At 72.1% G+C, this 15,862-nt stretch carries 11 protein-coding genes; 5 read left to right on the top strand and 6 right to left on the bottom strand.

The features are described 5' to 3' along the window. Positions 1 to 6: 6 nt before the first annotated feature. Positions 7 to 1,173, bottom strand: a complete 1,167-nt coding sequence (gene manA / locus IFT45_RS05090; protein WP_192127017.1) for a mannose-6-phosphate isomerase, class I — start codon at positions 1,171 to 1,173, stop codon at positions 7 to 9. 187 nt (positions 1,174 to 1,360) lie between these two features. On the opposite strand from manA, the gene IFT45_RS05085 reads away from it, so the two are divergent. From IFT45_RS05085 to IFT45_RS05075, 3 genes are read left to right on the top strand one after another with little or no spacing between them, the layout of a single operon-like run. After that, positions 1,361 to 2,557, top strand: a complete 1,197-nt coding sequence (locus tag IFT45_RS05085) for an acyl-CoA dehydrogenase family protein (RefSeq protein ID WP_192127015.1) — start codon at positions 1,361 to 1,363, stop codon at positions 2,555 to 2,557. 48 nt (positions 2,558 to 2,605) lie between these two features. Next, on the top strand, positions 2,606 to 3,931 hold the full coding sequence (locus IFT45_RS05080; protein WP_192127013.1) for an O-antigen ligase: 1,326 nt from the start codon (positions 2,606 to 2,608) through the stop codon (positions 3,929 to 3,931). Continuing rightward, positions 3,928 to 5,226: an O-antigen ligase family protein gene (locus tag IFT45_RS05075; RefSeq protein ID WP_192045455.1), complete on the top strand. Its 1,299-nt coding sequence runs from the start codon at positions 3,928 to 3,930 to the stop codon at positions 5,224 to 5,226. Before IFT45_RS05080 ends, IFT45_RS05075 begins: the two co-directional genes overlap by 4 nt. 66 nt (positions 5,227 to 5,292) lie before the next feature. On the opposite strand, the gene IFT45_RS05070 is transcribed toward IFT45_RS05075, so the two are convergent. Next, positions 5,293 to 6,090: a polyprenol monophosphomannose synthase gene (locus tag IFT45_RS05070; RefSeq protein WP_192127011.1), complete on the bottom strand. Its 798-nt coding sequence runs from the start codon at positions 6,088 to 6,090 to the stop codon at positions 5,293 to 5,295. Positions 6,091 to 6,189: 99 nt separating this feature from the next. Next, on the bottom strand, positions 6,190 to 7,185 hold the full coding sequence (locus IFT45_RS05065; protein ID WP_192045453.1) for a glycosyltransferase: 996 nt from the start codon (positions 7,183 to 7,185) through the stop codon (positions 6,190 to 6,192). A 102-nt stretch (positions 7,186 to 7,287) separates the two neighbouring features. Between IFT45_RS05065 and IFT45_RS05060 the strand changes: the two genes are divergently transcribed. After that, on the top strand, positions 7,288 to 7,767 hold the full coding sequence (locus tag IFT45_RS05060; protein ID WP_192045452.1) for a GtrA family protein: 480 nt from the start codon (positions 7,288 to 7,290) through the stop codon (positions 7,765 to 7,767). On the opposite strand, the gene IFT45_RS05055 is transcribed toward IFT45_RS05060, so the two are convergent. The 3 genes from IFT45_RS05055 to IFT45_RS05045 all read right to left on the bottom strand — a co-directional run bounded on the left by IFT45_RS05055 (position 7,752) and on the right by IFT45_RS05045 (position 13,188). After that, the gene (locus IFT45_RS05055) at positions 7,752 to 9,779 is read right to left on the bottom strand and encodes a hypothetical protein (protein ID WP_192127009.1); all 2,028 of its coding nucleotides are present in this window, start codon (positions 9,777 to 9,779) and stop codon (positions 7,752 to 7,754) included. The two genes, IFT45_RS05060 and IFT45_RS05055, sit on opposite strands and share 16 nt — an antisense overlap. Positions 9,780 to 9,898: 119 nt before the next feature. Then, positions 9,899 to 11,992, bottom strand: coding sequence for a hypothetical protein (locus IFT45_RS05050; protein WP_192127007.1), 2,094 nt, complete (start codon positions 11,990 to 11,992; stop codon positions 9,899 to 9,901). A 140-nt stretch (positions 11,993 to 12,132) separates the two neighbouring features. After that, complete coding sequence (locus tag IFT45_RS05045) at positions 12,133 to 13,188, bottom strand: glycosyltransferase (protein ID WP_192127005.1); 1,056 nt, start codon at positions 13,186 to 13,188, stop codon at positions 12,133 to 12,135. A gap of 102 nt (positions 13,189 to 13,290) precedes the next feature. Here IFT45_RS05045 and IFT45_RS05040 point away from each other — a divergent pair, with 102 nt between their 5' ends. After that, positions 13,291 to 15,849: a glycosyltransferase gene (locus IFT45_RS05040; protein WP_192127003.1), complete on the top strand. Its 2,559-nt coding sequence runs from the start codon at positions 13,291 to 13,293 to the stop codon at positions 15,847 to 15,849. Positions 15,850 to 15,862 lie beyond the last annotated feature (13 nt).

Raw genomic sequence — 15,862 nt, 5'->3', positions numbered from 1 at the left:
CCCGGCTCAGGCGGGGGTCGCCACGTAGAGCTGGCCGCCCCCGGTCACCGCGAGACGGACCTCGTCGGGGGTCACGAAGGCCGACTCGCCCTGACGGAGGCGCATCGAGCCGTCCTGCCCCTTGACGACGACCTCGCCCTCGGTGACGAGGAGGATGCTCGGCCCGCCGATCTCGACGACCGCCCCCGCGCCTCCCGCGTGCACGCGGAGGAGGGCGAAGCCGACGCCGCCCGGCTCGAAGCGCTCGACGCCCGGCGCCGCCTCGACCGGCAGCAGCCGCGGCACGGGCAGCGGCTCGAACTCGAGCACGCGGAGCAGCTCGGGCACGTCGACGTGCTTCGGCGTGAGGCCGCCCCGGAGGACGTTGTCGGACGGGGCCATCAGCTCGACCCCGAGGCCGCGGAGGTACGCGTGGACGTTGCCGGCGGGCAGGAAGAGGGCCTCGCCGCGGCGCAGGGAGACGCGGTTGAGGAGGAGGGAGACGACCACGCCCGGGTCGCCCGGCCACCGCGCGGCGAGGTCGACGACCGTGGCGACGCTCGGGCTCGGGTCGGCGACCGAGGGGGCCAGCTCGCCCACGGCGGCCACGACCGCGCGCGACTCCTCGCTGCCGTCGAACAGCCAGGCGAGGGTCGACTCCAGCGACGTCGCGACGCTGCCGCGCAGGGCGGCGAGTCGTCCCGTGCCCGCGTCCAGGGCGTCGACGTCGACGATCGTCTCGGCCGGGGTGCGGAAGCCGCAGAGCGCGTCGAAGGACTCGCTCAGGGCGACGATGATCTCCGGCTTCGGGAACGGGTCCTTGTAGTTGCGCGTCGGCGAGTCGATCGGCACCCCGGCCGCCTCCTCCGCCGCGAAGCCCGCCTCCGCCTGCTCGGGCGTCGGGTGCGCCTGGATCGACAGCGGCTCGTCGGCGGCGAGCACCTTGAGCAGGAACGGCAGCTCGTCACGGTCGCGGCCCAGGGCCCGGGCGGGCTCGGCCGCGAACCAGTCGGCCAGGGTGTCGGCGCCGTCGACGACGGCCGGGTTCACGACGATGCTCGGCGAGCCCGCGTGCGCCCCCAGCCAGAGCTCGGCCTCCGGGCGACCCGAGGGCGCGCGGCCGAGCAGCTCGGCGATCGCCGAGCGGGAGCCCCAGGCGTAGTCGCGGGGGGTGTTGGTGATGGCGAGGAACATGCGGAGACCTGCTTGTCGACGTGGGCTTGGGCCCCCTCTACAAAGGCGTGAGGACGACCGGGGGCGTGCGTTGGTCAAAACTACCAACCCCGTTGCCGCCCCTCGGAGCCGTGCCTAGGCTCGCGTCGTCCCGAGACGGTCGGGCCAGAGGGCCCGGCCGCACCGACACGATGCAACGGAGCAACGGATGTCATCAGCGACCCTCACCTCGTTCAGCACGCTCGCGAGCGACTTCTACGGCTACGAGGCCGGTCTCAGCGACCGGGAGAAGGCCGTCCTCGCCGACCTGCGCGCCTACCTCGACGCCGAGGTGCGGCCGATCGTCAACGGCCACTGGGAGCGCGCGGAGTTCCCCCACGAGATCGTGAAGGGGCTCGCCGACCTCGGCATCTACGGGATGCCGTGGGAGGAGACGCGCCCGTTCGAGAACTCGGCGGTCTTCCGGGGCTGGGTCGCGCTCGAGCTCGCCCGCTGCGACGCGTCGGTCGCGACGTTCTGCGGCGTGCAGAACGGCCTCGCGATGGGCTCGATCAGCGTCGGCGGCTCGCCGGAGCAGCGCGCCGAGTGGCTCCCCCGGCTCGCCACCGGAGAGCTCGTCGGGGCGTTCGGCCTGACCGAGCCGCTGTCGGGCTCCGACTCGGCCCAGGGCCTCCGCACGGTCGCGACGCGGGACGGCGACGACTGGGTGCTGAACGGCTCGAAGCGCTGGATCGGCAACGCCACGTTCAGCGACCTGACGATCATCTGGGCGAAGAGCGCGGAGGACGGCCAGGTGAAGGGCTTCATCGTGCCCACCTCGACCCCCGGGTACACGGCGACGAAGATCGAGGGCAAGCAGAGCCTCCGGATCGTCCAGAACGCCGACATCACGCTGGAGGACGTCCGGGTGCCCGACAGCCTGCGGCTGCAGCAGGCGAACTCGTTCCGCGACACCGCCGCGGTGCTCCGGCTCACGCGGGCCGAGGTCGCCTGGGCGGCCGTCGGCAACATGATCGGCGCGTACGAGGCGGCCCTGGCCTACGCGGGTGAGCGCGTCCAGTTCGGCAAGCCCATCGCGCGCCACCAGCTCGTCCAGGACCTGCTGGTCAAGTGCATCGGGAACATCACCGCGTCCATCGGCATGGTGGTGCGGGTGTCGCAGATGCTCGACGAGGGCGTCCAGCGCGACGAGCACGCCTCCCTCGCCAAGGCGTTCACGACCGCGCGCATGCGCGAGACCGTGGCCTGGGCCCGCGAGGTGCTCGGCGGCAACGGCATCGTGCTCGAGTACGACGTCGCCCGCTACTTCGCCGACGCGGAGGCGCTCTACAGCTACGAGGGCACGAGGGAGATGAACACCCTCATCGTCGGGCGGGCCATCACCGGCCAGGCCGCCTTCGTCTGAGCACCGGGAGGGCCGGCGACGCGACCCCGGTCGTCTAGCCTGGTGCCCATGACGTCGACGACCCCCGTGCGCCTCGACCCGTCGACTCCCCCGGCGCGCCGGAGCACGCTCTTCGCGACGCTCGTCTTCGTCGTCCTCTTCGGTGGCGACGTGCTGCGGAACGGCACCAGCTTCTGGGGCTGGGGGCTGGTCTGCGGCGCCATGGTGGTCGCCGCCGTGGTCGTCGTCGTGCGGCACCCGCCCCGGCTGCGGACCCTCCCGCGCCTCCTCGTCCTGTGGCTGGCCTTCGCGGTCGCGTCGATCGCGTGGTCGCAGTACCCGGCGGCCTCGGCCATCGGCATCGGCGCGACGCTGGCCACGACCGTCGGCGCGCTCGCCGTCACGGTGTCGCTCCCCTGGCCCCTCATCGTCACCGCCCTCGGCCGCGCCCTGCGGCTGCACGTCGTGCTCTCGCTCCTCTTCGAGGTCGTCGTCGGGGCGTTCGTGCGACAGCCCGTCTGCCCCGTCTACCTCGACTGCTCGGGGGGCGTGCCCGACGCGTTCTTCTGGTCGCGGGCCGAGCTCTTCACGGGCGGACGCATCCAGGGGCTGCAGGGCAACAGCAACATCCTCGCCGTCCTCGCGCTGCTCGCCCTCGTCGTGACCCTCGCGGAGGCCTCGTCGCGGACGATCAGCCGCAGCACCGCGCGCGTCGGGGTCGTCTCGGCCGTCGTCGCCCTGCTGCTCACGCGGTCGGCGACCGTCGCGGCCTGCGCGGTGGCCGTCGCCCTCGTGCTCGCGCTCGTGGTCGTCGTCCGCCGCACCGCGCCTCCTCGTCGCCCCCGCGTCTACGGCCTCGCCGGCCTGGCGGTCGTGGTCGCCGCCCTCGCCGTCGTGCTCGCCAGGGGTCCGCTGCTCGCCCTCGCGGGGCGCAGCGGCGACCTCACGGGCCGCACCGACATCTGGGCCGCCGTCGTCGACCTCGCCGTGCAGCACCCCGTCGTCGGCTGGGGCTGGGTCAGCTACTGGATCCCCATCGCCGAGCCGTTCCGCGACCTCGCCGAGCGCAACGGGGTCGTCTACCTGCAGGCCCACGACGCCTACCTCGACGTCTGGTTCCAGCTCGGCGCCGTCGGGCTCGTGCTCTTCCTGCTGGTCGTGGTGGGCGTCGCCCTGCGGGCGTGGTCGTGGGCCACCGACCGCCGCGTGCTCGGCGTCGGCCGCGTCGCGCCCTGGAGCGCGCTCGACGCGCTGCCCGTCCTGCTCCTGGCCGCGCTGCTCGTGCACGGCCTCACCGAGTCGCGCCTCATCGTCGAGTGGGGCTGGGCGGTCTTCGTCGTGCTGGTGGTCGTCACGCGTCGGGACCCCTACGGCTGGACGGACCGCGACCGGTGACCTCCTGGTCGGCCGAGCGCCCGCGGGACCCGCTGCGCCGCTACCTCTCGGCCTGGGTGGGGTTCTCGGCCGGGGGGCAGTTCTCGCAGGCCCTCTCGGTGGCCGTCGTGCTCTTCGCGACGACCACGCAGGCGATCCGGTCGGTGATGGGCTGGCCGGGTGCCCTGGCCGTCCTCGGCACCCTCCTCGTGCTCGCCGCGCTGTCGTTGTTCGGTGGCCGACGCCACATCGAGTGGCACGGGATCCTGCCCGTCTCCCTCATCGCCCTGTTCGGGTTCATGGCCGTGAGCGTGCTCTGGAGCGAGTACACCTGGGCGACGCTCGGGGGCGTCGCCTACGCCGCGGGCTTCGGCGCGCTCGGGCTCTACCTCGCCCTCGGCCGCGACCTGGTGCAGGTCGTGCGGGCGGTGGGCGACGCGCTGCGCATCGTCCTCGTCACCTCGATGGCCCTCGAGATCTTCTCGGGCCTCCTGGTCGACCAGCCGATCACGTTCCTCGGCATCCGCGGCGACCTCGCGGCGGGCGGGCCGATCCAGGGGCTGGCCGGCACGCGCAACTACCTGGGCTTCCTCGCCGCGCTCGCGCTGGTGACCTTCGCCGTCGAGTTCCTCACCCGGTCGGTGCCGCGCTCCCAGGCCGTCGCCTCCGGCGTGCTCGCGGCCGCCACCCTGCTCTTCGCGCGGTCGCCCGTGGCGGCGCTGGCCGTGGTGGCGCTCGTGGTGGCGGGCCTCGCGCTGCAGGCCCTGCGCCGGGCTCCCGAGCGGAGGCGCCCGCTGCTGCAGGGAGTCGTCGCCGCCGTGGTCGTCGTCGGCGCGACCGTGGGCTGGGCGGTGCGCCGGTCGCTCCTCGGCAGCGTCGACGGCACCTCCGACGTGACGGCCCGGACGGCCCTGTGGGCCCGCATCCGCGACCTCGCGGGGGTGCACGACATCACCGGCTGGGGGTTCGTCGGCCAGTGGCCGTCCGAGATCTTCCCGTACTCGACGATCCTCGCCCCCGACGGGCGCCCCTCCCCGACCGGGCTCAACGCGTTCTTCGACATCTGGCTGCAGCTCGGGCTCGTCGGGGTGCTGCTGCTCGTCGTCGCGGGGTCGCTCGCCCTCGTGCGCAGCTGGACCACCGCCTCCGGCCACCCGATCGTCGCGTACGTGTGGCCGGCCCTGGTGCTCGTGCTCATCGGCGTCACGGCCCTCGCCGAGAGCTTCGTGCTCTTCGAGGGCACCCTGATGCTCTTCGTCGCCATCGCGACCATCGCGGCGCGGAAGCGTTCCTGGCGGTCGCGGCTCCCGCGGTAGGTGCGCTCCTGGGTCACAGGGCCGTCAGGACGGTGCCCGGCCTCCGCGCTCGACGGAGGACGACGATCAGGGCTCTCGGACCCAGGAGGGGCCCGGTCGACGGCCCCGCAGGCGCGCCACGGCCCGCTGAGCGCCCCACACCGTCACGCGGGCCATGGCCTCGACGACGATGGCCTGGCTCATCTTCGACTCGCCGTGCTCGCGCTCCCGGAACTCGATCGGGACCTCGACGACCCGGCCTCCGCCGTCGAGCGTCCGCAGGGTCATGTCGACCTGGAAGCAGTAGCCCTTGGAGTCGATGGTCGAGAGGTCCATCGCGGAGAGGGCCGCGCGCGTGTAGACCCGGAAGCCCGCGGTGACGTCCTTGAGGGGCAGCCCGAGGACGAGACGGGCGTAGAGGTTCCCGCCGCGGCTGAGCACCTGACGCGAGAGCGGCCAGTTCACGACGGAGCCGCCGGGCACCCACCGCGAGCCGATCGCGAGGCTCGGGGTGCCGGGCTCGTCGCCCCGGACCCTGTCGATCATGGTCGGCAGCGCCTCCGGCGGGTGCGAACCGTCGGCGTCCATCTCGATGACGAAGTCGTAGCCGCGCTCCAGGCCCCAGGCGAAGCCCGCGACGTACGCGGAGCCGAGGCCCAGCTTGCCCGTCCGGTGCTGCACGTGGACCCGGGGGTCGGTCAGCGCCATCTCCTCCGCGAGGGCGCCCGTCCCGTCCGGGCTCCCGTCGTCGACGACCAGCACGTCGATCTCGGGCACGGCCGCGAAGAGACGGGCCAGGATGATCGGGAGGTTCTCGACCTCGTCGTACGTGGGCAGGACGACGAGGGCCTCGTGCCCCGGTCGTGCGGTGTTCGAGCTGGTCATGCGCGTGGTTCTTTCGTCGTGGGGCCCGATCGGGCCCCCTGAGCCTGGCAGCCGCACCTGCGGAGCTGCTCGGGACTGCGACCTCGTCGGGGCGGGAGGTCAGCCCCGGGCGATCTCGGGGTCGGAGCCTTCCGGCGGCAGGTGCCCGTTGGGCGTCCGGCGGCCCGGAGCGCCGTACCCCAGGTAGACGAGTCGGGACGACTCCCGCCGCGACCGCGTGATGCCGTCCAGGACGAGCCCGACGAGCCACGTGAGGAAGGCCAGGATCATCAGCGAGGCCGCGAGGAAGGCCGTCGGGAAGCGCGGCACGAGGCCGGTCTCACCGAACTCGACGAAGATCGGCACGGCCAGGAGCAGGCCGACGAGGGCGAACACGGCCCCGACGATCCCGTGGAAGGCCAGCGGTCGCTCGTGGCGGATGAGGTGCGCGATCAGGGTCAGGATCTTGACGCCGTCCTTGACGGTGCTGAGCTTGCTCTCGCTGCCCTCTGGGCGGTCACGGAAGCCCACCTCCACCTCGGTCTGGGGCACGCGCAGGTTCATGCTGTGGACCGTGAGCTCCGTCTCGATCTCGAACTCCCGCGAGAGGGCGGGGAACGACTTGACGAAGCGACGGGAGAAGATGCGGTAGCCGCTGAGCATGTCCGTCACGGGCAGGCCGAAGAGACCGCTCACCAGGCGGTTGAAGGCCTTGTTGCCCGCCTCGTGGCCCGGACGGTAGGCGCTGCTCGACGGGTCGAGCTCGCGGCGGACCCCGAGGACGTGGTCGTAGGGGCCCTCGAGCAGGGTCTCGATCATCGCCGGAGCGTCGTCGACGTCGTAGGTGTCGTCGCCGTCGATGAGGAGGTAGACGTCGGCGTCGATGTCGCTGAACGCCCGTCGCACCACGTTTCCCTTGCCCTTGCGGTTCTCGTAGCGCACGACGGCGCCGGCGGCACGGGCCAGCTCGTCGGTGCCGTCCGAGCTGTTGTTGTCGTAGACGTACACCTGGATGCCGGGCACCGTGGCGCGGAGGTCGGTGACGACCTTGGCGACGGTGTGCGCCTCGTTGTGGCACGGCACGACGGCGGCGATGACGAGATCGTCTTGAGTCAAGATATGGTCCTTCGGTGCTGACAGCTCTCCGCTGCGGATCACGGGGGCCTTCGGCCCTCGGAGACGCTATCAGCTGCCCCGCTCATCGAAGGAAGGCTCCTCATGTCCCGCGCGTCCGACTTCCTCGTCGAGCACCTCCGTCGTGGGAGCAGCTTCCTCGTCATCGGCGGCGTCGGCTTCGTCGTCGACGCGCTCGTCTACAACGGCCTCGTCTTCTGGGGAGGCGCCGGTCCGCTCGCGTCCGCGCCCCTCCTGGCCAAGGTGCTCGCCATCGCGGTCGCCAGCGTGGTCACGTACGTCGGCAGCCGTTTCTGGACCTTCCGCGACCGGGGCGCGGGGCCGACCCGGCGGTCGTTCGGGGCCTTCGCCGTGGTCAACGTCGTGGCGATCCTGCTGCAGCTCGCCTGCCTGGGGTTCTCCCGGTACGTCCTCGGTCTCGACGGCCCCGTGGCCGACAACGTCTCGGGCACGCTCGTGGGGCAGGCCCTGGCGACCGGCTTCCGGTACGTCGCCTACGGTCGGTGGGTCTTCCCGCGCGCGGCGACGACCGAGAGCGCCGGGACGGCTCAGTCGACGCGGTAGAGCCAGAGGGGGGCGGACCCCTGCTCCTCGCGGTCGACCTCGACGGCACAGGGATCGTCGAGCCGGGACTCCGAGACGACGTAGTCGACGTGCTCCTGGGCGAACGCGCTGCAGGCGTCGAAGGTGACCTGGATCTGGTCACGGTAGGGGTTCGTCACCGTCGGCTCCCCGACGCCGGGGACCCAGGACACGTTCGCGAGGCGGTTCCACGCGTCCTCGTCACTCGCGTCGTCGTCGATCTCGTCCCACATCTCCTCGGGCGGCGCCGTCTGGACGCCGTTGTACGTGCTGACGCCGCTCTCGACCAGCACGGCGCCGGCCCAGAACGTGCCGATGCCGAGCCACTGCGCGTCCGGGTCCTGCGCGGCGACGGCCGCGACCTCGCGGCCCATGTCGGTCTCGGTCAGGTCGAACACGCCTCGGTAGAGGGGGTTCACCCCCAGCCCGACGACCAACGACGCGGCCAGGAACGCGCCCGCGCCCACCAGGGGAACCCGGCGCGACGCCGCGACCACGGCGACGACGAGGAGAGCCACCACGACGGTCCAGGCGGAGGACACTGAGAGCACCGTCGAGCCGGTCGCGCGGAGCACGGCCCAGACCACCGTCGACGGCGCGAGCACGACGAGACCGGCCAACACGGCCGTCGACCAGGTGCTCCTGGCACGCAGCGCGTCGAGCCGGGCGGTCGCGACCACCACCGAGACGAGGTTGAGCAGGTCGAAGGCGGACCGGACGCGAGCGACCGTGGTGCGGTCGAGCAGGAGGAGGTGGGCGAGAGCGTCCCAGTGGGGCACGAACAGGAACGCCAGCACGACCGCGTGCGCGACGACGACGGACAGGGCGACGGCGTCGATGCGGCGCTCCCGACGCCATCGCTCGGAGACGAGCCAGACGAGGACGACGGACATCGCCAGCCCGATCACGAGCGGCGCCGCGGTCTCGGACGCGTTGGGTCCGAGCGCTCCCGTCTCGCCGTCCTGCAGGGCTCGCTGGAACGGGCCGCTGAAGGCGGCCACGGCCCCGCCGAAGTCGATGGCGCCCGTGGCCTCGAGCCGCTGCCCGGGGTAGACCGTGCCGAGGAGCGCACGCACCGTGTCCAGCCTCGTCACGATCCACGCACCCAGCACGACCCCGGCGGCACCGACGGCGGCGAGCAGCGGCAGCAGGGCCCCCACCGACCGCCGGAGGCCCAGGCGGGCGTCGAGCAGCAGCCCGACGCCGACGACGACGACGACCACGGCCGCCGGCACGATGAACGGCACGTAGATGCTCATCGTCATCGTGACGGTGACGTAGGCGGTGACGGCCGCCGCCGCCCAGCGGACCCGCCGTCGCCCCGGGCGGAGGCACCACACGAGCGTGGTCAGGGCCGTCGCGGCCCAGGCGACGGGCCAGAGCGTGGTCGGCAGGAACCACCACTGGAGCAGCGGGGAGGCACCCAGCGCGGTGGCCAGGAGGGCCGCGGTGACGGGGCGTCGCGGCATCAGGGTCACCGCGAAGCCGTAGGCGGCGATCAACAGGGCTGCGAACGGGAGCCACCACCGGACGGCCATCCCCTGGTCGAGCGGCAGGACGAGGAAGCCCCACACGTGGGGGCGGAAGAGCGTGGACCAGTCCCACGACGGCAGGTCGTTCTGGACGGTGGCGTCCATGCCGCCCGGGAGCGTCTGGTTCACGGCGGGGAACCCCTGCTGCGCCTGTGACACGACCCAGCCCGACTGGACGAGCCATTCGTCGGTGCGGATCTTGCGAGGCACGCCAGCGATCAGGTCTGGGTCGGGACCCCGCCCGAAGAACTCCCAGAACGAGCCGGTCGAGCTGCCGGACACCCCGAGGACGACCAGGACCACGAAGACGACGAGGACGACAGCGGGGTACCCCAGGAGCACGAGAAGCGCCGGGGCGCCGGAGGGGCGGGGCGCGACGAGGCGCGACGACAGGACGGTGAGCCTGACGGCCGCCCCGAGGAACGCTCCATGAGGGCCGGTCTTCTCCGCCTGGTCGTGCATGTCCACTCGCTCCCCGTGTCGCTCGAGGGCGACTCCCCCGCCCGAGGCGCCGCCTCGACGATCGACAACCGTACCCCACGGGCGAGGGGCGGTCGGGTCCCCCGCCCCGCCCTGGAGGCCTAGTTCGAGCTCGGGATGCTGATGGCCCGGCAGCCGCCGAGGCTCGGGTTCTCACCACCGGAGGAGTCGATGGCGTACACGCAGAGCTCCTGGGTGCCCCCCGCGGGGTACGGCAGATCGATCTCGAAGCCGTGGGCGGCACCGGCGGACGGGTAGGCCCGTCCGACGTCGGGACGCGGACGGTCCGCCGTCAGCTGCGTCCCGCGCTTGGCGAGGTAGGCGTGCACCTGGATGGGCGCAGAGGTGTCGGGGTCGATGGCCCAGCCGGCGACCCTGACTCCCCCGGGGACGCCGTAGGCCACGTCGACCGAGCCGATCGGGACGGCGTTGGTCGGCGGCACCGTGACGGCCCGGCACCCGAGCAGGGCGTTGTCGTCCGAGCTGCCCACGTTGATGCCGTACGCGCACACGGTGTGGTCGCCGGGCGAAGCGGCGATCGACGCGGTCCACCCGTGTCGGTCGCCGTAGGCGGGGTACTTGCGCGCGATGTCGGGGCGCGACGCGTCCGCGGTCACGACCGTGGGCCGGCCGTCGACGTAGACGTGCGTGACGATCGGATCGACCGTGTCGCCGTCGAGGGCCCAGCCGGCCGCGGTGATGCGCCCGTCGCGCGACCCGGCGACCACGTCGAGCGAGCCCGTCGGTGCCCGGGACGGCACGTCGACCGTCCGGCAGGGGCCGACGAGGCTGTTGGAGCCCTGGGCGACGTTGATGCCGTAGACGCAGACGGTGTGCGGCCCGGCCGCCGCGGGCACCGTGCCGGCGTAGCCGTGGGCAGAGCCCGAGGCGGGCCAGGCGCGACCCACGTCCGGCCGGTCGCGGTCGGCGCGGAGGGAGCGGCCGACGCCGTCGACGTACACGTGCACGTCGAGCGGAGCCGAGGTCTCGAGGTCGATCGCCCAGCCCGAGACCTGGACGCCGCCCGGCGCTGCCCTCGCCACGTCGACGGCGCCGAAGGGCGACGCGGGCTTCACGTCGAGGGTGCGGCACGTCAGCTCGGTCGTGCTGGCGGACCCCAGCCCGACGGCGTACACGCAGACCTGCTGGAGCCCCGGCGCCGCGCGGAAGGTCGCGTCGTACCCGTGGGCCGAGCCGTTGGACGGGAACGCGCGGCCCACGTCGGGCCGGTCGCGGTCGGCGGCCAGGGGCGTCCCGACGGAGCCCACGTAGACGTGCACCTGGATCGACGAGCGCGACGACGGGTCGAGCGCCCACCCCCGCACGGAGACGGACTCGACGCCGGCGCTCAGGGCGTCGACCGCGCCGACGGCCTTCGTCGTGCCGGTCGGCGAGCCGAACCAGTTGTTGAAGTAGACCCAGAAGTTCCGGTTGCCGTACGCCGAGCAGGAGTCGCCCGTGCCGTTCAGCGACGCGAGCGCAGCGGCGTTCGGCGTGTACGGCGTGTAGTAGTACAGAGCCGCGGTGGCCTGGTTGCGGATGGCGACGGCCTTCGAGCCGCACGAGGCGTTCGGGTTGTACAGCACGTTCTTGGTGGTGCCGGGGGCGTACTGCGTGAAGTACTGGCTCGTGCCGGGCGGGTTGCCGTAGCGCTTGAACTGCCAGGCGGCGCGGTAGATCTGGTTGTAGACGCCCGCGTAGGTCGGGTCGCAGGCGCCGCCGACGTTGTCGGGGCAGGCGTACCCCATCGCACGCTCGAGACGCGCCGCCGACGGCGCCTTCGCCACCGACCCGCTGACCAGGCTCTGCTCCTTCTGCAGGGTCACGAGGATCACCTGCGGGTTGATGCCGCAGACGGCGCTGACCTTCGAGATGATCCTGGCGACGCTCTCGCCGGCGGCGCCCTGGTAGGAGGCGCACATCGGGTCGGCAGCGCGAGTCGACGTCGTCGTCTTGACGACGTTCAGGCAGTTGCCGTTGCTGCAGGAGCCGATCTGCTGGTCGAGGAACGACTGGATCTGCCCCTCCGACATGGCGCCGCCGTTGTAGAAGACGGAGTCGGCGATGATGTTGCCCGGGTCGAAGTCCGCCCCGGAGAGGGCCTGGGCCGGGCTCGACGGCACGGCCGTCGAGACACCGACGATGCCGGAGGCCAGCACGAGTGCGGCCGCGACCATGGCGATTGCTTTCTTCACGAGGAGCGCCTCCCTGGGGCGTTCGGGGGAAGGAACCGAACGGTGGCGGTGGTGCGACGCCGCCCCGCGGCCTGTCCCGGCGAGGCCCGATGGGTCTTCCGCAGGTCACGCTACTTCATGCCGTGTCCCCCGGACACCCCTCACTCGTGGGGCAGGGCGACCGTCCGGAGGAGCCGACCCTCGACCCGGCCGCGGTCGCGGGCCGTCCGACCGTCGAGGCGTCGGGCCCGGACGGCTCCCCGGATCGCCCGCGGCATCTCGGCGAGCAGCCGAGCCCACTGCCGGGCCGCGAGCTGGCGCGTCCCCCCGGGCAGGAGGTCCCGTGCACAGCGGAGGGCCGTCCTGGCGAGCACGCGGGCGACGACCCGGACCGAGCCGACGCGCACGACGACGACGATCCGGTTCCGCATGCTCTGGTACCGGACGAGCTCACCGCTGCTGCTCGAGCTGCCCGCGTGGCGGTGGACCACGACGGCGGCCGGGGCCCAGCCGATGTCGTAGCCGGCGAGGCGGAGTCGCCACGACACGTCGACGTCCTCGTAGTACATGAAGAGGGACTCGTCGAACCCGCCTGCCTCGTCGAGGGCCGAGCGTCTCAGGAAGACGGCCCCGCCGGAGAACCCGAAGGGGTCGGGGCTGCCGTCGGCGCCCCCGTGGCCGTCCAGGGGCGTCAGCCACTCCCGGTCTGCTCCGTTGCCGTTCACGTCGACCTGCACGCCGGTGCCGTTCAGCAGCCGCTCGCCCGCTCCGTCGGCCGATCTCCGCCAGCGGCGGCCGTCGAGCCCCACCAGGTCGTCGACGGTGCCGGGACCTCGCGCGAGCTCGAAACGGCCCTCCAGGACGACGGTGGCCGCGACCGCCGCGGTCGACGGCCCCCGGCGGTCGAGCTCCGCGAGGCCCGCCCTGACGAAGCCGGGCTCCGCGACCGCGTCGTTGTTGAGGAGCACGACGACGTCGGCAGCCACGGCCTCGAGACCCCGTGCGACCCCGCCCGCGAAGCCGAGGTTCCGCTCGACGGGGACGACGTGGACGGACGGGAACTCCGTCCGGTAGGCCTCGACCTGGCCTGCGGTCGCCTCGTTGACCACGAGGACCACCTCGACCTCACCGGCACGGACCTGGGCGGACAGCGAGCGGAGGCACCGACGGGTGAGCTCCGGCTGCCGCCAGTCGACGACGACGACGGTGGCGAGCATCCGGCCATTGTGGCAGGCCTCGGGGCTCCTCCGGGGACGTGGTTATAGTTGGGGCTGGCCACGGGCCGAACCGAACGTCGCCGACCACTGGGAGTTACCGCTTTGACCGTCACCACCACCGGCACCGTCTCGGTCGTCATCATCAACTACCGCGGCACCGACGACACCCTCGAGTGCGTCGCCCGCCTCAACGACGTCGACTGGCCCGCGAAGCAGCTCGAGATCGTCGTGGTCGAGAACGGCTCCGGTGACGACAGCGAGGAGCGGCTCCGTGCCACCCTCGGCGACCAGGAGAACGTGACCCTGCTCGTGTCGTCCGAGAACCTCGGCTTCACCGGCGGGAGCAACCTGGGCGCCCGCAAGGCGACCGGTGACTTCGTCGCCTTCCTCAACAACGACGCCAAGCCGCACCGCGACTGGATCCGCGAGGGCATCGCCGCCTTCTCCGCCAGCCCCCGCATCGGCGCCGTGGCCAGCAAGGTCCTCGACTGGGACGGCAAGGCCATCGACTTCGTCGAGTCCGGCCTGTCCTGGTTCGGCATGGGCTACAAGAACCACACCAACGAGCTCGACGACGGACGGTTCGACGAGCAGCGCGACCTCCTCTTCGGCACCGGCTCGGCCTTGTTCGTGCGCCGTGCGCTCTTCCTCGACATCGGCGGCTTCGACGAGGACATGTTCATGTTCTACGACGACGTCGACCTCGGATGGCGCCTCAACCTCTACGGCTACCGGGTCCGCTTCGCACCGGACTCGATCGTGTACCACAAGCACCACGGCTCGATGAAGAGCTTCGGCGAACACCGTGAGATGTACCTGCTCGAGCGCAACGCCCTCCACATGCTCTACAAGAACCTGTCCGAGGACAGCCTGGGGACCATCCTCCCGGCGGCCTTCGCCCTGCTCGCCCGTCGCGCCGTCGCGAAGGGGAAGCTCGACTCCGAGTCGTACGACCTCCGCCGCTTCGAGGGCGGTGCCGACGAGTTCGACGAGACGACCCCCGTCCACAAGGACACCGTCGCGGGCCTGTTCGCGCTCGACCAGTTCGTCGCCGACCTGCCCAAGCTGAAGAAGCGCCGCGACGAGATCCAGTCGCGCCGCGTCAAGACCGACAAGGAGGTGTTCCGGCTCTTCGGCAACATCTTCCACCCGCTCTTCGGCGACGACTACTTCCTCGACGGCTTCACGAAGATCCAGGACGCGTTCGGCGTCAACCGGCCGATGATGCGGAAGCGCGTCCTCGTCATCACGGGCGACGCGCTCGGCGAGAAGATGGCTGGCCCGGGCATGCGCGCCTGGAAGATCTCCGAGGCCCTCTCGGAGCACAACGACGTCCGTCTCGTCACCTGGAACGTCGCCAACCGCGCCTCCGACCAGTTCGAGGTCGAGCGGGTCCGCCTGCAGGACGAGAAGGCGATGAAGGTCCACGAGGAGTGGGCCGACGTCATCTTCTTCCAGGGCTTCGCCCTCCGCCACTTCCTCACGCTGCAGCGGTCGAACAAGGTCATGGTCGTCGACCTCTACGACCCCATGCACCTCGAGCAGCTCGAGCAGGGGCGAGAGATGGGCGACGCGGCCTGGCGCAACCAGGTGCTCGTCACGACGGAGGTCGTGAACGAGCAGCTCCAGCGGGGCGACTACTTCCTCTGCGCCTCCGAGAGGCAGCGCCTGTTCTGGATGGGCCAGCTGGCCGCGGTGGGGCGCATCAACCCCGACACCTACGCCGCCGACGAGAACCTGGGCGACCTGATCTCCATCGCTCCGTTCGGCATGGACAGCACGCCGCCCCAGCACACCCGCAAGGCGATCCGCGGCGTCGTGCCCGGCATCGGTGACGACGACAAGGTCGTCATCTGGGGCGGCGGGATCTACAACTGGTTCGACACGCCGACCCTCGTGCGGGCGATCGGCCTCCTGGCGGAGCGTCGTCCGAACGTGCGGCTGTTCTTCCTCGGCGTGGCGCACCCCAACCCGGACGTCCCCGAGATGGCGATCGTGTCCAAGACGCGGGAGATCTCCGAGCAGCTGGGCCTGACCGGCAAGAACGTCTTCTTCAACGAGGCCTGGGTGGCTCTCGACGACCGGCAGAACTACCTGCTCGAGGCGGACGCCGGGGTCAGCACCCACTTCGACCACATCGAGACGACGTTCTCGTTCCGCACGCGCATCCTCGACTACATGTGGGCGAACCTGCCCATCGTGACGACCAGGGGCGACAGCTTCGGCGACCTCGTGGCCGCCGAGGGCATGGGCGTGGCCGTGACCGAGCGCGACGTCGAGGGGCTCGCCGACGCCCTCGAGTCCATGCTCTTCGACGAGACCGCCATCGCGGCGGCTCGCGAGGCCGTCGCCCGGGTGCGCCAGGACTTCACCTGGGAGAAGGCGCTGGCTCCCCTGATCCAGTTCTGCCACGACCCGCACGTGGCCCCCGACCGTGCCCACGTCGCCGCCGACGCCGTACGCCACCAGGGCGGCGTCGTCGTCCCGTCCATCGAGAAGTCGCCGGAACAGCGCTTCCACGAGATCGCCAACAGCCGCCACGGCATCCGCCGCGACGTGCTCCTCGCTCGGCACTACCTCACCGCAGGCGGAGTCGGCGAGCTCCGGGGCAAGGTCACCACGCGCATCCAGACGATGCGCGACAGCAAGAACGGCCGCTGACGACCTCGGCCGT

The organism is Frigoribacterium sp. CFBP 13707, assembly GCF_014842245.1.
Taxonomy (GTDB): Bacteria; Actinomycetota; Actinomycetes; order Actinomycetales; family Microbacteriaceae; genus Frigoribacterium; species Frigoribacterium endophyticum.
This window is presented reverse-complemented; position numbering and strand designations above follow the sequence as displayed.